This is a genomic window from Mycobacterium terramassiliense, assembly GCF_900157385.1.
Classification (GTDB): domain Bacteria; phylum Actinomycetota; class Actinomycetes; order Mycobacteriales; family Mycobacteriaceae; genus Mycobacterium; species Mycobacterium terramassiliense.
Window position 1 is genome coordinate 1,704,471 of the sequence record NZ_LT717701.1, and the last position, 22,881, is coordinate 1,727,351.

Consider the following 22,881-nt stretch of genomic DNA (forward strand, 5'->3'; position numbering starts at 1 on the left):
TCATGGCATCACCTCGCCTGACATCGCTGCCCGGGTGGCTGGCGGCGGGAACGGCGTTGATCACCGTTGCGGCGTGCTCGTCGGATCCGCCGCCGTCGCTCTCCGCGCCGTCGCTGAAGGAACTGAGCACCGGCGCGGGAAGGGTGCTGACGATCTCGCCGGACCAGCTGCTGGCGGCCACCAGCGGCGTCACACCGGTGGCCTTCGGCAAGCCCGCCCACGGCACCATCGCGTACGGCGCGTACGGGGCGATGGTCTACACGCCGGACGTCGGCTTCACCGGCACCGATCAGCTTCCGGTCACCGTCAGCCACGCCGTCAGGCTCTACGTCGAGGACGAGGCGCCGTTGCTGATCGTCGGCGAGGTCGCCGTGCAAGCCAACGCGCACGGCTCCGCGATCGCCGCGGTGCCCGGCAGCACCGACGAAATCTACGGCCTGTCCGATCGGGGCCCCAACGTCGACGGGCGTACCCCGGGCGAGAAGGTGCTTCCGATACCGAATTTCCATCCGCAGATCGCCAAGCTCAAACTCGCCCGCGGCGTGGCCTCGCTGGAGCAGATCATCACGCTGACCGGGAAGGACGGTGCGCCGCTGGTGGGGCTCGTCGACCCGCGGGCCGCCACCGGCGAGTCGATGGTGGACCTCAACGGCAACCGCCTGCCGCAGTCGGATCACGGCCTGGACACCGAGGGCCTGGTCGCCATGCCCGACGGCACGTTCTGGGTGTCCGACGAGTACGGCCCGTTCGTCGTCCATTTCGACGCCAACGGCAAAGAGCTGGAACGTCTTTCGCCGTTCGACGGCAGCCTGCCCGCAGAGCTTGCGCTGCGCAGCCCGAATCAGGGCATGGAGGGGCTGACCATCACCCCCGACGGCGGCACGCTGGTGGGCATCATGCAATCGGCGCTGGCCACCCCGGGCTTGGCCGGCTCGTCCCGATCCGTTCCGCTGACCCGGATCGTGACCATCAACCTCGCCAACCGTGGCGACGTGCGCGAGTACCTCTATCCACTGGCCAACCCGCAGCAGACGAAGGTCGCGGTCTCGGAAATCACCGCGTTGAGCGCCACCACGTTCCTGATCGACGAGCGCGACGACGCGCCGCAGCCCGGCGGCAACAAGAAGATCTACGTGGCCGACATCGCCGGTGCCACTGACGTCGGGCCGCACTCGACCGCCCCGGGGGCTACCTATCAGGCGGGTGCCGGCGGGCTGCTGATCGACGGCGTCCCCATCGAGACCTTCGTCGGCGTCGGCACCGATGCGGCGGCCGCCGCCAAACTCAAGGCGGCCGGGATCGCCCTCGCCACCAAGTCGCTCAAGCTCGATCTCGGGGGTCTGGTGCGAACGCTCTCGGCGGACGGCAATTTCTTCGGGCACGACAAGATCGAAGGGGTTATCAGCCGGGACGGCGGCAACACGCTGATCATCGCCAACGACAGCGATTTCGGGTTAGCCGGCCTGGCCTCCGATTCGCCGCCGTTTCAGCTCAAGCCCAAGATGCTGCCCAACGGCACCCAGGACAGCGGCGAGATCCTCGCCGTCGACACCACCCGGCTGCCCGCCACGACCGAATCGGTGACGGTGCCGATCAAGGTCGGCTGAGGCCGGCGCGCAGGTCGGCGCCCTCGCGCTCGGCGATGCGTTCCAACGCTTGCTGCATCCCGGGAACCGAAATTCAATGGCCAAGCTTGCCGAGCACTCGCTGAATCCTCAGGCCGATTCGAGAGTGACGGGAAGCGATTGATACCGGCGGATGATGTTGTTTTCGGCCCAGGTAGGTGGGCCGCTAACGTGGATGCGGTCGACGCGATTGATCAGCGCGCGCAACATGGCGGCCGTCTCCAGGCGGGCCAGGGCTTGGCCGGCACACGCATGCGCGCCGTTGCCGAAGCCGAGGTGTCGTCCCGCATCGCGGCGAATGTCGAAGGCGTCCGGGTCTTTCCATTCGCGTTCGTCGCGGTTGGCCGAGGCGTACATGACGAGGACGCGCGCACCCGCCGGAATGGGGGCACCGGCGATCTCGGTGTCATGCCGGACCAGCCGGGCAAACGCGCGCAGCGGCGATTCGTAGCGCACGATCTCGTTGACCGCGTTGGGAATCAGGCCCGGGTCGTTCTTGAGGAGTTGCCACTGCTCGGGGTGACTGGCGAACAGGGACACGGCGTTTGAGATGGCGCTGATGGTGGTGTCGAGCGACGGCGCGATGTAGTCGATCATCAGCGCCGTGCACTGCTCGCGGCTCACCGTTCCCGCGTCGACCGCGGCGAGCAGCTCGTCGACGATGCTGCCCTCGAGCACGGTGCGGCGGCGGACGACGCGGCGAGCGAATCGCAACATCTGCAGGCTACGCGGAAAGGACATGACGGCTTGCCGATTCAGCGGGCCCAGCACGTCGAATGTGGCCCCGCCCCAGTCGATCAGCAGTCCCCGCTCGTCGCGGGGCCATCCGACCAGATCGGGCACCACGGCCAGCGGCAACGCCGAGGCGAGGTCGGCGACCGCGTCAACCGTGCGGCGGCGCGCGGCGGTGTCGACGATGGCGGCAGCTAGATCATCGATGGTCTCGGCAAGGTCGCGTAACGCTCGCGGAAGTAGCCTGTGCGCAACCAGTTTGCGTCGCCGGTCGTGCTCCGCGCCGTCGCTGTTGAGCGTCGTGCCTCGTGACAGCCGATTGCTGATCGGATTGAGTGCCACGCCGTGGCCCGAGATGAACGTCGCGTCATCCCGCAGCGTTGCTTTGCACTCGGCATAGCGGGGCAGCGCATACACGCCGTGCCGGCTCAGCCACACCACCGGTCCGAGCCGGCGGAGCCGGCGGTAGTGCGGGTACGGGTCGACCACTGCTGACTTGGTGTAGATGTTTGGACCGTAGCTCGCAACGTTGTGGGGGCCGTTCCGCATCAAGTCGGCCCAACCTGGCGCTGGAGCCCACGGAAAATATTGCCGCGCAGCGCATCACGCAGTGTTGCGCCGACGGCGCGTTGCAGCAGCCACGCTGGGTGCCGGGGGCGTGGTCGCGATGTGCCAGGTTCGTCGATGAAGCTCATGACATAGCCCGCCCTTTCTTCCTACTGACGATATCGTCACATACGAGCATATCGTCAGTCAATCCTGCCGCGTTGGGCGGTCGACGGGACACACGGCCTCGTGACCGCGCGATCGGGTGACCGTGGCGCAGTTCGGCTACGTTGGGTTTGTCGTAGCGAGCCCCAAGAAGGAGCGGCGATGAACGCGCCCAGTCCGGACGCCATCCGCGCGGAAACCGTCACGATCACCGGCCACGGCGGCGACGAGATCGAGGCGTACCGGGCCATGCCGCTCGCCGAGGGATCGCGCGGCGGAATCGTGTGGATCCACCACATGCCCGGCTACGACCGGGAAACCAAGGAGTTCGTCCGGCGGCTCGCCGTCACCGGCTATCACGCGGTGGCCCCCAACCTGTATTCGCGCGAGGCCCCGGGCGCGGCGCCCGACGACGCGGCCGCAACGGTGCGCGCCGCCGGCGGGGTGCCGGACGAGCGTCTGGTCGGCGACGTCGCGGGCGCGGTCGAGCACCTGCGTTCGTTGCCCGGCGCGAACGGCAAGTTCGGGGTCATCGGGCACTGCTCCGGCGGGCGGCACGCGTTTTTGGCGGCGTGCTCGCTGCAGTTCGACGCCGCGGTGGACTGCTACGGCGCGTTCATCGTCGAGGACCTACCCGAGGGCATGCCCAGGGCGATGCAACCGATCCTGCATCTGGCGGCGAACCTGAGCTGCCCGATGCTGGGGCTGTTCGGGGCCGACGACCGCTTCCCCGCGCCGCCCGCGGTGGCCGCCCTGGACGCCGAGCTGACCAAGTTCGGCAAGCCGCACGAGTTTCACTCCTACGAGGGTGCGGGCCACTCGTTCTTCTCCGTCGACCGGCCGGCGTACCGGCCGGAGGCTGCGGTGGACGGCTGGCGCCGCATCGACGAGTTCTTCGCGACCCACCTGAAAGGCTAGGTGTGCCAAGGCATGTGCACTTACCTCACCGAACACGTAGCGATCGACGGCAGCGGCAAGGGGGCGACGGGGTGGTTCGGCGCCACCGGCGCGACCGTGTATGTTGACCACCCCGTGCATGCGCCGTACGGTCACACGGTCAACATCGACGTAATCAATCCGGAGCTGGGCCCGTCGGCGCGGGTCGCCCTCGAGCTCACCGAGGAGAGCGCGCTGGCGCTCGCCGACGCCATCCACCGGGCGATCGCCAACGCGCCGGCCGGGCTGGCATCCGGGGACCAGACGTGACGGCCGAACGCGACTACCCACAAATGGCCGCCGCCCGCGGGCGCGTCGAGCCCGCGCCGCGCCGCGTTCGCGGCTACCTCGGCCACGAGCTGGTGTTCGACACCACCACCGCCCGCTACGTGTGGGAATTGCCCTACTACCCTGCGTATTACATCCCGCTGGACGATGTTCGCACGGGTTTTTTGGTCGACGAGGACCACCCGCAGAAGGTGCAGCTCGGTCCGTCGCGGCTGCACTCCCTGGTCGGTGCCGGACAGACGCATCCCTCGGTGGCGCGGGTGTTCGACGCCGGTGACGGTCCCGTGGCGGGCACCGTTCGCTTCGAATGGGATCCGTTGCGGTGGTTCGAGGAGGACGAGCCGATCTACGGCCACCCCCGCAACCCCTATTCGCGCGTCGACGCGCTGCGCTCCCACCGCCACGTCCGGGTCGAGCTCGACGGAATCATCCTCGCCGACACCGGATCTCCGGTGCTGCTGTTCGAAACGGGTTTGCCGACAAGGTATTACATCGATCCGACCGACGTGGCGTTCGAACACCTGGAACCGAGCTCCACCCAAACGCTGTGCCCGTACAAGGGAGTGACGTCGGGCTACTGGTCGGTGCGGGCCGGCGACACCACGCACCCGGACCTGGCGTGGACCTACCACTACCCGCTGCCCGCGGTCGGGCAGATCGCCGGCCTGGTGGCCTTCTACAACGAGAAGCTCGACATCACCGTCGACGGTGTGGCGCTGCCCAGGCCCCGGACCCAGTTCAGCTAGCACGTGAGCGGCTGCGGCGCGCCGAAAGAAATCAATATTTAAACCGCCGAACACACGGCCGAAACATTGCGGGCCGACGCTTCACCCGTCTACGGCGTCACTTCGTACCGCGGCTGATCCACTAAGCCCATTGGCTCGAATTGGGGTGTGTCTGAACCATGTTGCCCTATCCCGATTGGCTGAACCCCGGAGACAACGCCTGGCAGTTGGTGGCGGCGACCCTGGTCGGCCTGATGAGCATTCCAGGCATCGCCGTGCTCTACGCCGGCATCGTGCAGAAGAAGTGGGCCGTCAACACCATGCTGATGGCCTTCACCGGCTTTTCGCTGGTGCTGGTCGTGTGGGTGCTGTGGGGCTTCAAGATGGGCTTCGGCGAGCCGCTCAAGCTGGGCCCCGGCATGCTGCAGTCGGCGGTCGGAAAGCCGAGGACGATCCTGAGCAGCAACAACCAGCAGATCGCCTACATCCCGCTGCTGGACGGCACGATGCCGTCCTTCCGGTTCTCCGAGACCACCCTGGCCTACTTCCAGTTCGTGTTCGCCGCGATCACCCCGCTGCTGTTTTTGGGCAGCGTGATCGGCCGGATGAACTTCAAGGTGTGGCTGATCTTCGTACCGCTGTGGTCGACCTTCGCCTACTCGGTCAACGCCTTCCTGTTGTGGGGCGGGGGCTGGTGGGCCCACGCGGGCGCCCTGGACTACAGCGGTGGGTACGTGATCCACCTCGCCGCGGGAACAAGCGGATTCGTCGCCGCCGCGGTGATCGGCCCGCGGCTGGCGCGCGACCGGGAGCGCGCCGTGCCCAACAACCTTCCCCTGGCCGCGGTCGGCGCCGGCGTGCTGTGGCTCGGCTGGAACGGGTTCAACGGCGGTGACCCGTACTTCTCGGGTGCCGACGCATCGCTGGCGGTGCTCAACACCAACCTCGCCACTGCCGTCGCGTTGCTCACCTGGGTGATCTGGGACATCTTCGCGAGCAAGCAGCGCAAGCCGACCTTCCTCGGCGGCGTCAACGGCATGATCACCGGCCTCGTCGCCATCACCCCGGCGGCCGGCTTCGTCAACAGCTTCGGCGCGATGATCATCGGCTTCGTCGCCTCGTCGCTGGTCTGGATGTCCTGGAACTGGCTGGGCAGGACGAGGCCGTTCAAGAAGGTCGACGACACCCTGGGCGTCTTCCACACCCACGGCGTGGCGGGGTTGGCCGGCGGGTTGCTCGTCGGCGTGCTCGCCGACCCGCACATCGTCGAATACCTGGGCGGCAGCACCGGGCAGGACGTGACCACTGCCGGTTGGCTATACGGCCACCACCCCAAACAGATCCTGATCCAGGCCGGCGCTGCGGCCACGGTCATCGTCTGGGACGCGCTCGTCACGTTCGTCATCCTGAGGGTCCTCGGCCTGTTCATGAAGCTGCGGATGCCCGACGAGGTCCTGGAAGCCGGTGACGTCGGCGTGCACGACGAAGAGGCTTACCCCGACGAGGGCCTCGTCACGGGCCGGCTGGTCGAGCCGATTGGGTCAACGCGGGCCGGGACGGTGGGCTCCAAGGCCGCCGAACCGGTGGACGATTGAGGCTGTGAGACGCCATGAAGCTGGTCACCGCGATCGTCCAGCCCTTCACGCTCGATGACGTCAGGCACGCCGTGGAGGCCGTCGGCGTGCTGGGGATGACCGTCACCGAGGTTCAGGGGTATGGCAGGCAGCGCGGGCACACCGAGGTTTACCGCGGAGCCGAGTACAAGGTCGAGTTCGTGCCGAAGGTCCGTGTCGAGGTACTCGTCGACGAGGAGTTCGCCGACCGAGTCGTCGAGGCGATCATGGGCGCGGCCCGCACCGGAAAGATCGGCGACGGCAAGGTCTGGGTCTCACCGCTGGAGAAGGTGATCCGCATCCGCACCGGCGAACGCGACCACAACGCGCTCTGAGGGGAAGTTGTCAGCGAATTAATTCCGGAATGGCGCGCGCATCGGCAAAATGTGACATTTGCCTCTTTCCGCCGCAATTCTAAGAGACTCTTATTTATCGGCATCGACCGTGACGCGGGCCCGGTGTTAGCCGCGCACCTGAATCACCTGGCAGATCCGGGAATTTGGTTCGCCGGCGAGTCGTTCCCAGCATCGTCGATGAAAAGAGCCTAAGCGTTGGTGGCGCGTGCGACGTGATTTTTCCGACAGCGCCGATGTCGCATTCTTTTTGCCCGTAATTCGCTCGGTAAAATTTTTCTTCAAGCAGCCATCTACGGGTGGTGGGGTCCAGTTCGTGCGAGGCGCGGGGCGCCCATTGAGGGAACCGGACGTACTACGAAGACAGCAAAGGCGGTGCCAGCATGCTCGCAGTGAACCACCGAGAGGCCGGAGGCGGCGAAGTCATCCAGTTGGGAGCGGCGGCCGGGTTCCCGATAGTCGTCCAGATCGCCGTGCACCAGGGTCCGATCAGCGGCATCGCCGCCAGCCCCGACGGCACCCGGCTGATGGTGGCCAACTACGCCGGCGACAGCGTCTCGGTCATCGACACCGACACCTGCCGCGTCGTGCACACCGTCGCCGACCTGCCAGAGCCCTTTGCGCTCGCCGTGGCCGGCGACAACACGCACCGCGCCTACGTCAGCACCGTGACACCGGCGTACGACGCGATCGGGGTCATCGACGTGCCGACCAACACGGTCGTCGCGACCCATCCGCTGGCGCACAGCGTGAGCGACCTGGCGGTGAGCCCCGACGGCAACTACGTCTACGCGGGCCGAAACGGCGCCCGCGGCGCGGATGTCGCCGTCGTGGACGCCAGGACCGGCCGCGTGGCGGAGGTCGCGTGGGCGAACCGGCCGGGAACCACCACCGAATGCGTGCGGGCCAGCGCCGACGGGGGCCGGCTGTATGTCGCCACGAACGGGGCGGCCGGCGGCCAGCTCGTCGTGATCGACACCCGCGCGCCGTCGCGGCCGCGCGTTGTGGGCACCGTCGAGATCGGCCTGCCCCTCCGCGACGTCGCGCTCAGCCCCAACGGCGCGCTCGCGTACGTGGCCAGCTGCGCCCCCGAGTTGGGCGCCGTGATCGACGTCGTCGACACCCGCACCGCCAAGGTCACCGGCACCCGCAAGATCGGCGAGATCGGCATGCTGACCGGCCTGACGCTCAGCGGCGACGGCGACCGCGCCTACCTGGTCAGCGACGACGGCATCACGGTGTTGTGCACGCTCACCCACGACGTCATCGGCACGATCGGGGTCGCCGATCAGCCGTCGTGCATGGTCGAAAGCGCCGACGCGAAATACCTTTACATCGCCGACTATGCCGGCACGGTCACCGTGGCGCCCGTCGCCTCGATCGTCGCCCTGGGCATCGAGACGTCGGTGCACGAGAGCCAGGCCCCGACCGAGTGGGTCGTCCCCGAGTTGCCGCACCGGGAGCCGGTCCTGGCCTGACGCTTCGCCGGGCAAACCCGGCAACTCGCGCTTAAAACGCGCATTGTCGGGGGAACCCGTTTTCTCAAGGCCGCATGCGGCGATAGCATTCGCCCGACCGCAGAGGTGGCGGTGTTGCGCCGAGAGAGCGAGGCGGTACCTCGATGGATAGCACGATGCAGGACTTTCCGTTGACCATCGCCGCGATCATGCGGCATGGCTGCGGCGTCCACGGAGCGCGGACGGTCACCACCGCCACCGGCGACGGCTTCCGGCGCATCACCCATCGCGAGCTGGGGCAACAGGCCGCCCGGTTGGCAAACGCGTTGCGCCGCCTGGGGGTTACCGGGGATCAGCGCGTCGCGACGTTCATGTGGAACAACGCCGAACACCTGGCGGCCTACCTCGCGGTGCCGTCGATGGGCGCGGTCCTGCACACCCTCAACATCCGCTTGTTCCCCGAGCAGATCGCCTACGTGGCCAACGAGGCCGAGGACCGGGTCGTGCTGGTCGACGGGTCGCTGGTCAAACTGCTGGCCCCGGTCCTCGGCGAACTCGAGACGGTCCAGACCGTGATCGTGGTCGGCGAGGGCGAACAAGCCGGGCCGCTGCGGGAATCCGGTAAGACCGTGCTGAGCTACGCCGAGTTGATCGACGCCGAATCGCCGGACTTTGCGTGGCCGGAGGTCGACGAGCGGTCCGCGGCCGCGATGTGCTACACCAGCGGCACCACCGGCAACCCGAAAGGTGTTGTCTACAGCCATCGTTCGAGCTTCCTGCACGCGATGGCGGCATGTACCACCAACGGCATCGGCGTCGGGGCCATCGACAGCGTGCTGCCGGTCGTGCCGATGTTTCACGCCAACGCGTGGGGGCTGCCGTACGCGGCGCTGCTGGCGGGCGCCGACCTGGTGCTCCCCGATCGTCACCTCGACGCCCGCTCGCTGATCGGCATGGTCGAAAAGCTTCGGCCCACGGTGGCCGGCGCCGTGCCCACCATCTGGAACGATGTCCTGCACCGCCTGGAGGACGACCCCGAGCACGACATGTCATCGCTGCGCCTGGTGGTCTGCGGCGGCTCGGCCGTTCCGGTGTCGCTGATGCGCACGTTCGAGGAGAAGCACGGCGTCCAGATCCGTCAGCTGTGGGGCATGACCGAAACCTCGCCGATGGCCACGATGGCGTGGCCGCCGCCGGGAACCCCCGACGATCAGCACTGGGCGTTCCGCGCGACGCAGGGCCAGCCGGTGGGCGGGGTGGAGATGCGGATCGTCGACGACGACGGCGCGGTGCTGCCCAGCGACGGCGAGGCCGTCGGCGAGGTCGAGGTCCGCGGCCCGTGGATCACCGGCTCCTACTACCTCGGGCGTGACGAGTCCAAGTTCGACTCCGGCTGGTTGCGCACCGGCGACGTCGGCCGCATCGACGACCGCGGGTTCGTCACCCTGACCGACCGGGCCAAGGACGTCATCAAGTCCGGCGGGGAATGGATCTCGTCGGTCGAGCTGGAGAACTGCCTCATCGGACACCCCCAGGTGCTCGAGGCCGCCGTCGTGGGGGTGCCCGACGAGCGGTGGCAGGAACGACCGCTGGCGGTCGTCGTCGCCAAACACTCGTCGGTGAGCGCCGAAGACCTGCGAAAGTTCCTGGCGGACAAGGTGGCCCGGTGGTGGCTGCCCGAGCGCTGGACATTCGTCGACGAGATTCCGCGCACCAGCGTGGGCAAGTACGACAAGAAGGCCATCCGGGCGCGATACGCCGAGCACGGTTACTGGGTGGTCGAGGCCCGCGACTGAGCGGGCTGTTATGCGCGAGCGGACGCAGATCGCATCTCTGTCTGCTCGCGACGGGAAAGGTGAGGTGCGTACATGAGCCTGCGCGTCGTTCAGTGGGCGACCGGATCGGTCGGCACCGCGGCCATCAAGGGCGTCCTGGAACATCCCGAGCTCGAACTCGTCGGCTGCTGGGTGCATTCGGAGACCAAGGCCGGCAGGGACGTTGGCGACATCATCGGCACGTCGCCGCTCGGCGTCACGGCGACCAGCAGCATCGACGAGGTGCTCAGGCTGGACGCCGACGCGGTGATCTATGCGCCCTTGTTGCCCAGCGTCGAGGAGGTCGCGGCGCTGCTGCGCTCGGGCAAGAACGTGGTGAGCCCGCTCGGCTGGTTCTACCCGAGCGAAAAGGAGGGCGCCCCACTGGAAGTCGCCGCGCAGGCCGGCAACGCGACGCTGCACGGCGCCGGCATCGGGCCGGGCGCGGCCACCGAGCTGTTTCCCCTGCTGTTGTCGGTGATGTCGACGGGAGTGACCTTCGTTCGCGCCGAGGAGTTTTCCGACCTGCGCACCTATGGAGCGCCGGATGTGCTGCGCCACGTGATGGGCTTCGGCGGCACGCCCGACAGCGCGCTCACCGGGCCGATGCAAAAGCTGCTCGACGGCGGCTTCACCCAGTCGGTCCGGCTCTGCGTCGACCAGCTGGGCTTCGCCGCCGGTCCCATCCGGTCGGCGCAGGAGGTGGCCGTGGCGACCGCGCCCATCGACTCGCCGATCGGGGCGATCCAGCCCGGCCAGGTCGCCGGGCGCCGCTTCCACTGGGAGGCGCTGGTGGGTGACGCGGTGGTCGTGCGGATCACCGTGAACTGGCTGATGGGGTCCGAAAACCTGGACCCACCTTGGTCATTCGGCCCCGCCGGGGAGCGCTACGAGATCGAGGTGCGCGGCAACCCGGACACCTTCGTCACGGTGAAGGGCTGGCAGCCGGAAAGCGTGGAGGCGGGCCTGCGGAGCAACCCCGGGATCGTCGCCACCGCCGCGCACTGCGTCAACGCAGTGCCCGCCACCTGCGCGGCCCCGGCCGGGATTCAAAGCTTCTTCGATCTGCCGCTGATCACCGGCCGGGCCGCGCCCGGGTTGGCGCGCTAGCGCCGCGAGACATCATCCGTTGCGACGCTTTTCGGCGTGTCGTCGCAACTGGTTATGTGTCGCGAAATCCGGCAGAGCCGCCTTCGGTACGGTCGGAATCATGTGCCGACTTTTTGGCTTGCACGCCGGGACGGACGTATGCACCGCGACCTTTTGGTTGCTCAACGCCCCGGACAGCCTGTCCGAGCAGAGCCGCCGGAACCCCGACGGCACCGGGCTGGGGGTCTTCGACCGCAACGGCCGGCCACAGGTGGACAAGGATCCGATCGCGGCCTGGCAGGACGCCCAGTTCGCCACCGAGGCGCACGAGCTGACCGGCACGACCTTCGTCGCCCACGTCCGTTATGCGACGACGGGTTCGCTCGACGTCCGCAACACCCACCCGTTCTTGCAGGACGGCCGGATCTTCGCGCACAACGGTGTGGTCGAGGGGCTGGAGGACATCGACGAACGGCTGCGCGAGCTCGGCACCGACGGCCTGGTCGCGGGCGAGACCGATTCCGAGCGGGTGTTCGCGTTGATCACCGGCTCGATTCGCGCCCGGGGTGGCGACGAGACCGCCGGCCTCCTCGACGCCATGCGCTGGCTGGCCGCGAACGTGCCGATCTACGCGGTCAACGTCGTGCTGAGCACGGCCACCGACATGTGGGCGCTGCGCTACCCGCAGACCCACCAGCTCTACGTCCTGGACCGGCGCCATCCGCACGAGGCGGCACCGCCCGAATTCGACTTGCGCACGCACCGAATCCGAGCGCGGTCCGAGCATCTGTGCACCCGCTCCTCGGTGGTGTTCGCCAGCGAGCCGATGGACGACGACCCGCGCTGGCGCCCGCTCGAGCCCGGAGAGCTCGTCCACGTCGACGCCGGGCTGCGCATCACCAACGCGGTCGTGCTGCCCGACCCGCCGGCGCATCCGCTGCGTCGGGCCGACCTGAGCGAGCCCGCCCAGCGGGCCCAGCACACGTCGGCGTAAGGGCCTTCCGACGTGACAACCAGACGAGCGCTCGTGCTGGCCGGTGGCGGGATAGCGGGAATCGCTTGGGAGACGGGCGTTTTGCGCGGCATCGCCGACGAGGCGCCCGCGGCGGCCCGCGCCCTGCTCGATTCGGACGTGCTGGTGGGCACCTCGGCGGGTGCGGCCGTCGCCGCGCAGATCGGCAGCGGCTGCCCGCTGGAGGCCCTGTACGACCGGCAAGTCGCGGAGTCGTCGGCCGAAATCGATTCCGGCGTCGACATCGACGACATCACCGCGATCTTCCTGACCGCCCTGGCCGCACCGTACGACGAGGCGCAGGACAGGACCGGTCAGCAGATGCGGCGGATCGGGGCCGTGGCGTTGGCCGCCAAGACGGTTGCCGAGCCCGTGCGGCGCCGCGTGATCGCCCAGCGGCTACCGTCGCACGACTGGCCGGACCGGGCGCTGCGGATCACCGCGATCGACGTCGCCACCGGCGAACTCGTCGTGTTCGATCGGCCCTCGGGTGTCGGGCTCGTCGATGCCGTGGCGGCCAGCTGCGCGGTGCCGGGGGCGTGGCCGCCGGTGACGATCGGGGGGCGGCGCTATATGGACGGCGGGGTGGCCAGCTCGGTCAACCTTTCGGTGGCCGGCGATTGCGCCGCGGCGGTGGTGCTGGTGCCGTCGGGCGCCGACGCGCCGGCGGCGTTCGGCGCGGGGCCGGCCGCCGAGATCGCGGCGTTCGCCGGCACGGCGTTCGCGTTGTTCGCCGATGCCGGCTCGTTGGCGGCGTTCGGACCCAACCCCCTGGATCCGCGCTGCCGCATCGATTCGGCCATGGCCGGGCGCGAACAGGGCCGCCGGGAAGCCCGGGCCGTCGCGCGCTTCCTGGGTGCCTGACCCCGGCGCGCTCAGCCGTCGAGTGCGGGCGGCGCGGCGCGCTCCGGCTCGGCTTCGAGGCCGTCGAGGGCCTCGTCGGCCAGCGCCCGGCCCGCGGCGATGACCTCCACCGCCCGGTGAAATTCCAGGCCCCGGCACGTCGAACGTGGCACCTCGATCAGCAGGTCGGGCGGGTAGGCCGCCAGCGTGTGACGCGCCAGCGCGGACTGGGCGATGTCGATCGTGCGGTTCATCACCTCGAAGCTGCCCAGTTTGGGCACCACCGGAAGGTCGGCGACGTCGTCGGGGCCGACGTCTTCGGCGTCCGCATCGTCCGACCCGAACCTGCCGAGCACCGCCCGCGCGGTCGGCCGGTCCAGCAGGGACCGCGCCGCGGCGGTGTCCAGCAGCGCGGACGTGCTGCGCACCATGCGGCTCAGCCACTCGACGGTGGCCCCCGGCTCCGCCTCGCGGTCGCCTGCGATGCCGCCGGCCTCGCTGCCGCTGAGGCTGACCGCGATCGTCAGGTCGGCGTTCACCGCGGCGATCGGCGCCATCGGCAGCGGGTCGAGGATGCCGCCGTCGGCCAGCAGGCGGCCGTCGAACGCGTGTGGCGCGATCACCCCGGGAATGGCGATGGACGCGCGGATCGCCTCGTCGAGGGGGCCGCGCTGAAACCACACCGACTTGCCGGCCAGCAGATCGGTGGCGACGGCGGTGTAGGGGATGGGGAGCTCCTCGATGGAGACCGGCCCGAGGATGTCGCGCACCGCGTCCAGGATCTTGCCGGCCCGCAGCACGCCGGCCGCGCTGATGGACGGGTCCAGCAGACGCAGGATGGTGCGCTGCGTCAGGGACTTCGCCCAGTCGGCGAACTCGTCGAGTCGCCCCGCCGCGTGCAGCCCGCCGACCATCGCGCCCATCGAGGAGCCGGCGACCCCGACAACCTCGTAGCCGCGGGCCCGCAGCGCCTCGATCACGCCGATGTGGGCGTAGCCGCGGGCGCCGCCGCTGCCCAGCGCCAGTGCCACCCGAGTGGGTGAAGAGGGGCGCGGCATGTCTTCATTCTGCGCGGCGGAACCCGCCATCGGCGGCCGGGCGGCCCTTTTTTGTACCCGTGATCACAATTGCGCGGAGGGCTTTCGGCCTACCCGCATTCGTCGGCGGCGGCCGCGCGCGCGGCGGTGATCACGGCCGCCTGCCTGGCCAGCGTCAGCTCCGACCAACGGGCGCCCCAGGTGCCGGGTGTGCCCGACGGCGACGCCTGCACCATCGCCAGGTACGGCTCGAAGAGCGACGCACCCGTCCTGGGCTGGGCCTCCATCCAGACCTTTGCGGCGTGACAGGCCTGGAAATACTCCTCCTCGGTCGAATCCGCGGGGACGTCGACCCTGGTCGTCACCCCGCCCGGGGTGAGCCCGATGGCGTCCGGCGATGCCGAGGCCGGGCCGCGGGGGATGCCCGACGGGCGCGTCGAGTGAGACGGCGCGGTGCCGCCTGGGGTGCCGTGCGAGCACCCCGTGACCGCCAAGAGAAGGGCCGCGACGACAACCCCGCTCCGCGGCCCGGGGCGATGACGGCAACGGCGCACGGTCTCAATCTATGCAACACTGGCGACCGTGATGGAGCGCTTCGGATTTTGCGAGTGTTGTCGGCCCTAACACGCCGCCGCTTGCCCATCCGTTGATCCTGGAGCTCCTCAGATGTCCGTTTCTTTTGCGACGCCTGCCGTCGTCTCGTCACCCCTCAAGCCCGCGTCGGGACCCACGCGGCTGCGGGTGCCCGACCTGCTGCACGCCACCGACCAGGCCGCCGACCACGTCCTCAGCGGGCGCTATGACCACCTGCTGCCCAGCGGCGGGGTGCCGGATTCCAAGCGCTGGTTCACCCGCATTCATGGCGACGAGGAACTGGACGTCTGGCTGATCAGCTGGGTGCCGGGTCACGCCACCGAGTTGCACGACCACGGCGGGTCGCTGGGTGCGCTGACCGTGGTGTCCGGCTCGCTCAGCGAATTCCGTTGGGACGGAAAAGGTTTGCGGCGGCGCCGGTTGGACGCCGGCGATCAGGCCGGGTTCCCGCTGGGCTGGGTGCATGACGTGGTGTGGGCGCCCAGGCCCGTTCCGCAGCCGGCGATGAAGGCGGCGCCCGCGGTGGCGCCGACCCTCAGCGTGCATGCCTACTCGCCGCCGCTGACCGCGATGTCGTACTACGAGGTCACCGACCGCAACAGGTTGCGCCGCGACCGCACCGAATTGACCGACCAACCGGAAGGATCCTGATGAGCCGCATCGACGTTGTCCTGAGATCGGCCCGGCGCCGGTTTCGCCGCCTTCGCGCCACCGAGGTGCCCGAGGCGCTGCGGCATGGCGCCGTGCTCGTCGACATCCGGCCGCAGGCCCAGCGGTTCCGCGAGGGCGAGTTGCCGGGCGCGCTGGTGATCGAACGCAACGTCCTCGAGTGGCGGTGCGACCCGACCAGCGACGCCAGGCTGCCCGAGGCCGTCGGCGACGACGTCGAATGGGTGATCGTGTGCTCCGAGGGCTACACGTCCAGCCTGGCCGCGGCCGCGCTGCTGGACATCGGCCTGCACCGCGCCACCGACGTCATCGGCGGCTACCGCGCGCTGGCCAGTTCCGGTGTGCTGGACAAGCTCGCCGGTGAGCCGGTCGACCCTCGCCAGTCCGCGACGGTGGACGCCGGTACCGCCGGTCGCCGCTGGCTCTAGGCAACCGGTTTGCCGCGCCGGCCCGGCTAGCCGTTGGCGTGCAGCAGCGGCCGCAGTTTGTCTGTCTTCTCCGGTGTCCAACCGGGTGGCGACAGCACCGCCGCCCAGCCGTTGGCGACATCGGCGACGTAGTGGTGGCCGTGCCCGTCCGGCACGTCCACCGCCACCGCCATGTCGGCCGAGACTTGCAGGAACGTCACCACCGGGATCCAGTAGGTTTCGGGCAGCACGTCGTACCCGCGCTTTTCGCGCAGCCAGTCGGGCTTGGCGAACAGCAGGTCGGGCGTCCACCAGGCGATCGGATCGGAGGCGTGCTGTAGATAGACCACCCGCGGGTGGCCCCATGCGGCGTTCGGGCGCCCCAGATCGCTTGCGCGGGCGACGAATCGGACGTTCTTGCCGTCGTTGTAGACCGGCAGCCACTGGGGGGAGCCGGCGTCGCGCGTCGACGTCAGGTCGGTCCAGATCGTGTTGTTGAACGTCGGCCCGCTGAACAGCGCGCCGTCGGTGCGGGCTAGGACGTTGTTGAGGCTCATGAACGGCGCCTCGCCGCCGAACGATCCCAGGCTCTCGCCGAACACCACGAGCTTGGGGCGCTGCCCTTCCGGCATCTGGCGGACCAGCCGGTCGACGGCCTCGAAGAGCGCCTGGCCGGCGTGCCGCGCGTTCTCCTTGTCCACCAGGAACGACAGCCAGCTCGGCAGGAACGAGTACTGCATGCTGACGATCGCGGTGTTGCCGTTGTACATGTACTCCAGCGCGGAGGCCTCGGCTTCGTTGATCCAGCCGGTGCCGGTGGTCGTCGCGACCGCGACGACGGCGCGCTGCAGCCCGCCCTCGCGTTGCAGCTCTTGAGCCGCCAGCTCGGCGGCCGCGGTGATGCCGTCCGCGGAGTTCAGCCCGGCGTAGGCGCGGATCGGTTGGGTGGCGGGGGACCCGTTGAACGTGGTCAGTTCGTCGACGCGGGGCCCACCCTCGATGAACACGCGGCCCTCGCGACCAAGCGACTCCCACGAGACCAGCGACTGTGGGCCACCGGATCTCAGCGGCGTTTTTGGCGCCGCCGTGTCGGGGCTCATCTCGTTGTTGGCCGACGCGAACGTGTTGTTCATCGTGCGCATGGCGAACTTCAACACGACGCCGTTGAGCAGGGTGATGGTCAGCACCACGAGCACGACCACGACGATGGTCACCGAAAGGCGAAACGGCGCAATTCGATCCAGCTGCTCCACCAGAAAACGAACCAGCCAGCGGATGAACTGGCCAAGCTCGACCAAAGCGAACAGCACCACCAGCGACAGCGCGCCCGCGATCGGATAGTCATACCAGTGAAGGTGTTCGACACCCATCAGATCGCGCACGTTGTCTTGCCAGACGTGGAACCGGATCGCCATGATCACCATGCCCGCCGCGCCGACCGGGATCATCACCATCCACGCCCACCGCGGCGCGGGCGGACTGTAATTCTTGGTGCGCATGTAGCGGACCAGCCAGACCGCGAAGACCCCCAGCCCGTAGCCGATGGCCCCGGAGATGCCGCTGACCAGCCCCTGGAACAACGCGCCGCGCGGCAGCAGCGACGGCGTCATCGAAAACAAGATGAAGATCAGTCCGACCGAGGTGCCCATGAAGGTGTAATGCCTTACCCACCAAGGCCTCGAGCGTTGTACGCGAGGCCTACCGGTTTGCGGTGTGGGTTCCGGCTCGGCCTCACGGTCGGCTTCGTCTTGGGGGGCGGTCGTCGCGGAACCCGGGTCGCTCATCGAAGCGTCCTATCGGTGGGTGAAGTTGGGGGGCCGCTTCTCGATGAATGCCGCCATTCCCTCGGACTGGTCCTCGGTCGCGAATGTGGAATGGAACAGCCTACGTTCGTAGAGCAGCCCCTCGGACAGCGTGGATTCGAAGGCGCGGTTGACGGCTTCTTTGGCCATCCGCGCCGCCGAGCGCGACATCTGCGAAATCGTGGTCGCGACGGCCTTGGCCTCGGTCAGCAGGTCGTCGGCCGGCACCACCCGCGAAACCAGGCCGCTGCGTTCGGCTTCGGCGGCGTCGATGGTGCGCCCCGTCAGGATGAGGTCCATGGCCTTGGCCTTGCCGATGGCGCGGGTGAGCCGCTGCGAACCGCCCATGCCCGGCAGCACACCGAGTTTGATCTCCGGCTGGCCGAACTTCGCCGTGTCGGCCGCGATCAGCAGGTCGCACATCATCGCCAGCTCGCAGCCGCCGCCCAGCGCGTGACCGGCCACCGCGGCGATGGTGGGGGTGCGGACGGCGGCCAGTGTGCCCCAGGCGGCGAAGAAATCGGCGTCGAACGCGTCGGCGAAGGTCAGGGCCGCCATTTCCTTGATGTCGGCGCCGGCCGCGAACGCCCTGGCCGAACCGGTGATGATGATCGCCCCGATGCCCGGATCGTTGTCCAATGCGGTTGCCGCGCTGGTGACTTCGCGCATCACCTGGCTGTTGAGCGCGTTGAGCGCCTGCGGCCGATTCAGCGTGATGGTCCCGACCCGCTGATCGCGTTCGACGAGGATGGTCTCGTAGTTATCGGTCACCCGAACCGCCTTTCTAGAATTTCAGGTCGTCGTCGACCGGCGCGAAATACGCCTCGACGTCGGCCGGTGTGATGTCGGCCAGCGTCGCCGGCGACCACTTCGGATTGCGATCCTTGTCGATGATCTGCGCGCGGATGCCCTCCACCAGGTCGTGTGAGCGCGCCGACGCGCTCGAGACCCGATAGTCCTGGACCAGAACGTCTTCCAGCGTCTGCATCGTGGCGGCGCGGCGCACCGCCTCCAGCGCCACCGACACGGCGATGGGGGAGCGGGTGGCGATCAGGTCGGCGGCGGCTTCAGCGCGTGCCGCACCGGGACCCCTATGACCACGCAGGGCCGCGAGGATGTCTTCGACAGTGTCGCCCGCGAAACACCGGTCGATCCAATCGCGTTGCGCGGCAAGCTCGCTCGGTGGCGGCTCGACGGCATGGGCGGCCAGCGCGCGGTCGATGCCGTCCTCGACGATCGCCTTGGTGAAGGCTTCCAGTTGGTCGTGCGGGACGTAGTGGTCGGCGAATCCCATGGCGATGGCGTCGGATCCGGAGAACGGCGCCCCGGTCAGGGCGGCGTAGAGGCCGAGCTCGCCGGGGGCCCGCGAAAGCAGAAACGCCCCGCCGACGTCGGGGATGAACCCGATGCCCACCTCCGGCATTGCCACCTTTGAGGTTTCGGTCACCACCCGCACGCTCCCGTGCGCGCTGACGCCGACCCCGCCGCCCATCACGATGCCGTCCATCAACGACACGTACGGCTTGGCGAACCTGCCGATCTGGCCGTCGAGCAGATACTCGTCGCGCCAGAATTTGCGTACCTCGACGCCGTCCTTGCGGGCGCTGTGGTAGACCGCGACCACGTCGCCGCCGGCGCACAGGCCGCGATCGCCCGTCCCCGCCAGCACCACCGCGCGCACCGCGTCGTCGGTTTCCCAACGGGTGAGTACGGCGCTCAACGCGTCCACCATGTTCTGATTCAGCGAGTTGATGGCCTTGGGGCGATTGAGCGTGATCAGCCCGACGGCGCCTTCGACTCGGGTCAAAACCTCATCGGATTCGTCACTCAACGCGCCAGCCTCCCAATCGCCGCCCGGTCTCGACCAGCAATCTAGATCGTCACGACTGCAGCGATGCCCGCGGGTAAGGTTTATGTTTGACAGGACGACAACAACAGAGCCCGTTTAAATAGCCTCGAAACGCCGAGAAAACAGCAGGTCCGTTGGGAACCCTGGCGACCCGCTGGTCGTTGAGCAAGTGTTCGCACAGCTCGAACCCACAGCCATAAGAGAGGATCAGACGGTGCGGGAGACAAGTAACCCGGTATTTCGCTCGCTGCCCAAGCAGCAGGGCGGATACGCGCAATTCGGCACTGGAGCAGCCCCCGGCTACTACCAGGCCGACCCCTACACAGCTCCCTACCAGGAGACCAAGGCTTCCCGTCCGCTGACCATCGACGACGTCGTCACCAAGACCGGCATCACGCTGGCCGTGCTGACCGCCGCGGCCGTCGTGTCCTACTTCATGGTGGCGTCCAACCTCGCGTTGGCGATGCCGCTGACCCTCATCGGCGCGCTCGGCGGCCTCGGTTTGGTGCTGATCGCGACCTTCGGTCGCAAGCAGGACAACCCCGCGATCGTGCTCAGCTACGCCGTTCTCGAGGGGCTGTTCCTCGGCGCCGTCTCGTTCGTCTTCGCCAACTTCCAGGTCTCCAACGCCAACGCGGGCGCGCTGATCGGCGAGGCCGTGCTGGGGACCTTCGGCGTGTTCTTCGGGATGCTCGTGGTCTACAAGACCGGCGCCATCCGGGTCACGCCCAAGTTCACGCGGATGGTGGTCGCCGCCCTGTTCGGGGTGCTGTTCCTGATGCTCGGCAACTTCGTGCTGGCGATGTTCCACGTGAACGGCGGCGCGGGTCTGGGCCTGCGCAGCGGCGGACCGATCGCGATCATTTTCTCGCTGGTGTGCATCGCCATCGCGGCGTTCAGCTTCCTGATCGACTTCGACGCGGCCGACCAGATGATTCGCGCCGGCGCGCCGGAGAAGGCGGCATGGGGCATCGCGCTCGGCCTGACCGTGACCCTGGTCTGGCTGTACCTCGAGATCCTGCGCCTGCTCAGTTACCTGCAAAACGACTAGCCCCGGCTCTGACGGGGAAAAACCGGCACGCCTGTGGGCGTGCCGGTTTTTTGTGCCCTGACGGCGTTGCGCGTGCCATGACGGCGGGGTTTGTCGCGGCGTGTCGCCGCCCTGATTTCACACCCGAGGCCGCCGTGCATGTCACAACCGCGACGGCCGGATGCGTCTGCTGATGGTCAGACGCATCCACTCGTGAAAGGCAGGACCATGAAGCACATCGTGATCATCGGCGGCGGCTACGCGGGCATGGCGGCGACGACCCGCTTGGCACGTCGGGTCAAGGGCCGCGACGACGTGCGCCTCACCCTAGTGAATCCGCAGACGCGTTTCACCGAGCGGCTGCGGTTGCACGAGGCGGCCTCGGGACGGCAGCTGGCCGATCTGCAGATCCCGGAGATGCTCGCCGGCACCGACGTCGAGTTCGTCCAGGGCTGGGTCACCGGCATCGACGCCGACGCGCGGACCGTTCGTCTCGACGACGAGCGCACGATCGGCTACGACACGCTGGTGTACGCGCTGGGCAGCGTCGCGGATAGCCAGGACGTGCCCGGCGTCGACGAATTCGCCTACACGCTCGACAGCTCCCACAACGCCGGGCTGCTGGCCCGGCAGCTGGACCGGCTCGGCTCCGGCCCGGTGGTGGTGGCGGGCGGCGGCCTGACCGGAATCGAATCGGCGGCCGAGATCGCCGGGCGGCATCCGGGACTCGACGTCGTCCTGCTCAGCAGGCAGGCGCCCGGGTCCGCCATGGGCCCCAAGGCGCGCGCCCGCCTGCACGCGGGTCTGGACCGGTTGGGCGTGCGGATCCGCGCCGGCGTCGACGTCGTCAAGGTGATGCCCGACGGGGTTGCCCTGGCCGACGGCGAGGTGGTCGCGGCGCGGGCGGTGCTGTGGGTGACGGGAGTGCGGGTGTCACCGGTGGCGGCGGCCGCGGGGTTGTGCGTCGACGAGCGCGGCCGGATCGTCACCGATGCCTCGCTGCGCTCGGTGTCGCACCCCAACGTCTACGTCGTCGGTGACGCCGCGGCGATCCGGCAACCGTACGGCGTGATGCACGGGACCTGCCAGAGCGGCATCCCGACCGGTTTGCACGCCGCCGCCAACATCGTCCGCGAACTCAAGGCCAAGCAGCCCAAGCGGTTCCGATTCGGCTACATCCATCAGCCGGTGAGCCTCGGACGGCGCGACGGCGTCATCCAGTTCACCCATCCCGATGACAGCCCGACGCGGTTCTATTTGGCGGGACGCTGGGCCGTGGCATACAAGGAAACGGTGAGCGCGAGCCCGTGGACGACGTACCGCCTGCTCAAAGTGCTGCCCTGGCTAGGCGCGGCGACCTGGCGGCGGGGTGGAAGCTTCACCCGATGAGCCCCGCCGAGCAGACCTTCATCGAACATCGAAAACTGTTGTTCGCCATCGCCTATCGGATCCTGGGTTCGGTGGCAGACGCCGAGGACGTGGTTCAGGATGCGTGGCTGAAGTGGTCGGCGGCTGATCGGGGCCAGGTCGCCGACCCCAAGGCGTACCTGTCCCGAGTCGTGTCGAACCTGTCGATGGAACGGCTACGCTCGGCCCGGCACAAGCGCGAAACCTACGTGGGGCCTTGGCTTCCCGAGCCCATCCTGACGAGCGCCGACTCGGCCGAGGACGTCGCGGCCGCCGAATCGGTGTCGATGGCGATGTTGGTCGTGCTCGAGACGCTCAGCCCGCTGGAACGCGCGGTGTTCGTCCTCAAGGAGGTTTTCGACTTCAGCTACGCCGAGATAGGTGCGGCCGTCGAGCGTTCGGAGTCGGCCGTGCGCCAGGCGGGCCACCGCGCCCGCAGTCACGTGCAGGCGCGCCGGCCCCGGTTCGAAGCCGACCGGGGCACGAAACGCGCGGTGACCGAACGTTTCTTCGCCGCGGCGACCGGCGGCGACATCAACGACCTCATGCAACTGCTCGCCCCCGACGTCACGCTGTGGACCGACGGCGGCGGAAGGGTGCGCCAGGCGCTGCGCCCCGTCGAGGGCAGCGCCAAGGTGGCCGCATGGCTCGCCGGCGTCACCAAGCGGCCCTACGAAGGCGTCGAGATCGCCGACATGATGGCCGAAGTCGTCGACATCAACGGTGGCCCCGGCGTCGTGTTCTCAGCCGCGGGCCGCGTCATCGCGACGCTCACCGTCGCCCTGGACGCCGACGGGCGCATCGCCGCCATCCATAACGTGGCCAACCCGGACAAATTGCATGCCGTCGCCGACGGCATCCGCCGCGGCTGAGTGACGGCGCGGCGGC

The 22,881-nt window shown here is 68.7% G+C and carries 22 protein-coding genes; 16 read left to right on the forward strand and 6 right to left on the reverse strand.

Features of this window, described 5'->3' with window-relative positions; genetic code table 11:
• The first annotated feature begins 2 nt into the window (after window positions 1–2).
• Window positions 3–1,607 carry an esterase-like activity of phytase family protein gene (locus tag MTAB308_RS22835; protein WP_077102404.1) on the forward strand — a complete coding sequence of 535 codons (1,605 nt, stop codon included), beginning with the start codon at window positions 3–5 and terminating at the stop codon, window positions 1,605–1,607.
• A 108-nt stretch (window positions 1,608–1,715) separates the two neighbouring features.
• Here the strand turns inward: MTAB308_RS22835 and MTAB308_RS22840 are convergent, their stop codons facing one another.
• A complete protein-coding gene (locus tag MTAB308_RS22840) occupies window positions 1,716–2,906 on the reverse strand; it encodes a cytochrome P450 (RefSeq protein WP_077102406.1) in 1,191 nt (396 codons plus the stop codon).
• A gap of 324 nt (window positions 2,907–3,230) precedes the next feature.
• Here MTAB308_RS22840 and MTAB308_RS22845 point away from each other — a divergent pair, with 324 nt between their 5' ends.
• The 10 genes from MTAB308_RS22845 to MTAB308_RS22890 all read left to right on the forward strand — a co-directional run bounded on the left by MTAB308_RS22845 (window position 3,231) and on the right by MTAB308_RS22890 (window position 13,219).
• The gene (locus MTAB308_RS22845; RefSeq protein ID WP_077102408.1) at window positions 3,231–3,986 is read left to right on the forward strand and encodes a dienelactone hydrolase family protein; all 756 of its coding nucleotides are present in this window, start codon (window positions 3,231–3,233) and stop codon (window positions 3,984–3,986) included.
• A 12-nt stretch (window positions 3,987–3,998) separates the two neighbouring features.
• The gene (locus MTAB308_RS22850; protein WP_077104684.1) at window positions 3,999–4,274 is read left to right on the forward strand and encodes a DUF6295 family protein; all 276 of its coding nucleotides are present in this window, start codon (window positions 3,999–4,001) and stop codon (window positions 4,272–4,274) included.
• A gap of 23 nt (window positions 4,275–4,297) precedes the next feature.
• Window positions 4,298–5,038, forward strand: a complete 741-nt coding sequence (locus tag MTAB308_RS22855) for a DUF427 domain-containing protein (protein WP_083746729.1) — start codon at window positions 4,298–4,300, stop codon at window positions 5,036–5,038.
• Between the two features lie 158 nt (window positions 5,039–5,196).
• Window positions 5,197–6,612 carry an ammonium transporter gene (locus MTAB308_RS22860; RefSeq protein WP_077102412.1) on the forward strand — a complete coding sequence of 472 codons (1,416 nt, stop codon included), beginning with the start codon at window positions 5,197–5,199 and terminating at the stop codon, window positions 6,610–6,612.
• Window positions 6,613–6,626: 14 nt separating this feature from the next.
• Window positions 6,627–6,965: a P-II family nitrogen regulator gene (locus MTAB308_RS22865; RefSeq protein ID WP_077102414.1), complete on the forward strand. Its 339-nt coding sequence runs from the start codon at window positions 6,627–6,629 to the stop codon at window positions 6,963–6,965.
• 401 nt (window positions 6,966–7,366) lie between these two features.
• Window positions 7,367–8,461 (forward strand): YncE family protein, encoded by a 1,095-nt coding sequence (locus MTAB308_RS22870; RefSeq protein ID WP_077102416.1) that lies wholly within the window; start codon window positions 7,367–7,369, stop codon window positions 8,459–8,461.
• 143 nt (window positions 8,462–8,604) lie between these two features.
• Entirely contained in the window at window positions 8,605–10,236 is a 1,632-nt protein-coding gene (locus MTAB308_RS22875) for a long-chain fatty acid--CoA ligase (RefSeq protein WP_077102418.1), read from the forward strand.
• A 72-nt stretch (window positions 10,237–10,308) separates the two neighbouring features.
• Window positions 10,309–11,364 (forward strand): NAD(P)H-dependent amine dehydrogenase family protein, encoded by a 1,056-nt coding sequence (locus MTAB308_RS22880; protein ID WP_077102420.1) that lies wholly within the window; start codon window positions 10,309–10,311, stop codon window positions 11,362–11,364.
• Window positions 11,365–11,464: 100 nt separating this feature from the next.
• A complete protein-coding gene (locus tag MTAB308_RS22885) occupies window positions 11,465–12,337 on the forward strand; it encodes a class II glutamine amidotransferase (RefSeq protein WP_077102422.1) in 873 nt (290 codons plus the stop codon).
• A 12-nt stretch (window positions 12,338–12,349) separates the two neighbouring features.
• Entirely contained in the window at window positions 12,350–13,219 is an 870-nt protein-coding gene (locus MTAB308_RS22890; RefSeq protein ID WP_077102424.1) for a patatin-like phospholipase family protein, read from the forward strand.
• Window positions 13,220–13,230: 11 nt separating this feature from the next.
• Here the strand turns inward: MTAB308_RS22890 and MTAB308_RS22895 are convergent, their stop codons facing one another.
• Both MTAB308_RS22895 and MTAB308_RS22900 read right to left on the reverse strand, forming a co-directional pair.
• Window positions 13,231–14,256 carry a patatin-like phospholipase family protein gene (locus tag MTAB308_RS22895; RefSeq protein ID WP_077104686.1) on the reverse strand — a complete coding sequence of 342 codons (1,026 nt, stop codon included), beginning with the start codon at window positions 14,254–14,256 and terminating at the stop codon, window positions 13,231–13,233.
• Between the two features lie 89 nt (window positions 14,257–14,345).
• Window positions 14,346–14,729: a lipoprotein LpqV gene (locus MTAB308_RS22900; protein WP_157901001.1), complete on the reverse strand. Its 384-nt coding sequence runs from the start codon at window positions 14,727–14,729 to the stop codon at window positions 14,346–14,348.
• Between the two features lie 172 nt (window positions 14,730–14,901).
• Between MTAB308_RS22900 and MTAB308_RS22905 the strand changes: the two genes are divergently transcribed.
• Entirely contained in the window at window positions 14,902–15,480 is a 579-nt protein-coding gene (locus tag MTAB308_RS22905) for a cysteine dioxygenase (RefSeq protein WP_077102428.1), read from the forward strand.
• Window positions 15,480–15,926, forward strand: coding sequence for a rhodanese-like domain-containing protein (locus MTAB308_RS22910; protein ID WP_077102430.1), 447 nt, complete (start codon window positions 15,480–15,482; stop codon window positions 15,924–15,926). The genes MTAB308_RS22905 and MTAB308_RS22910 overlap by 1 nt, the downstream gene beginning before the upstream one ends.
• Window positions 15,927–15,952: 26 nt before the next feature.
• On the opposite strand, the gene MTAB308_RS22915 is transcribed toward MTAB308_RS22910, so the two are convergent.
• From MTAB308_RS22915 to MTAB308_RS22925, 3 genes are read right to left on the reverse strand one after another with little or no spacing between them, the layout of a single operon-like run.
• Entirely contained in the window at window positions 15,953–17,689 is a 1,737-nt protein-coding gene (locus MTAB308_RS22915; protein ID WP_077102432.1) for an alpha/beta hydrolase, read from the reverse strand.
• 9 nt (window positions 17,690–17,698) lie between these two features.
• Complete coding sequence (locus MTAB308_RS22920) at window positions 17,699–18,478, reverse strand: enoyl-CoA hydratase (RefSeq protein WP_077102434.1); 780 nt, start codon at window positions 18,476–18,478, stop codon at window positions 17,699–17,701.
• Between the two features lie 13 nt (window positions 18,479–18,491).
• Window positions 18,492–19,538 (reverse strand): enoyl-CoA hydratase/isomerase family protein, encoded by a 1,047-nt coding sequence (locus MTAB308_RS22925; RefSeq protein WP_077102436.1) that lies wholly within the window; start codon window positions 19,536–19,538, stop codon window positions 18,492–18,494.
• A 232-nt stretch (window positions 19,539–19,770) separates the two neighbouring features.
• Here MTAB308_RS22925 and MTAB308_RS22930 point away from each other — a divergent pair, with 232 nt between their 5' ends.
• From MTAB308_RS22930 to MTAB308_RS22940, 3 genes are all read left to right on the forward strand, one after another.
• Window positions 19,771–20,607 carry a Bax inhibitor-1/YccA family protein gene (locus tag MTAB308_RS22930; protein WP_077102438.1) on the forward strand — a complete coding sequence of 279 codons (837 nt, stop codon included), beginning with the start codon at window positions 19,771–19,773 and terminating at the stop codon, window positions 20,605–20,607.
• A gap of 207 nt (window positions 20,608–20,814) precedes the next feature.
• Window positions 20,815–21,975 carry an NAD(P)/FAD-dependent oxidoreductase gene (locus tag MTAB308_RS22935; RefSeq protein WP_077102440.1) on the forward strand — a complete coding sequence of 387 codons (1,161 nt, stop codon included), beginning with the start codon at window positions 20,815–20,817 and terminating at the stop codon, window positions 21,973–21,975.
• Window positions 21,972–22,865, forward strand: a complete 894-nt coding sequence (locus MTAB308_RS22940) for an RNA polymerase sigma-70 factor (RefSeq protein WP_077102442.1) — start codon at window positions 21,972–21,974, stop codon at window positions 22,863–22,865. The genes MTAB308_RS22935 and MTAB308_RS22940 overlap by 4 nt, the downstream gene beginning before the upstream one ends.
• Window positions 22,866–22,881 lie beyond the last annotated feature (16 nt).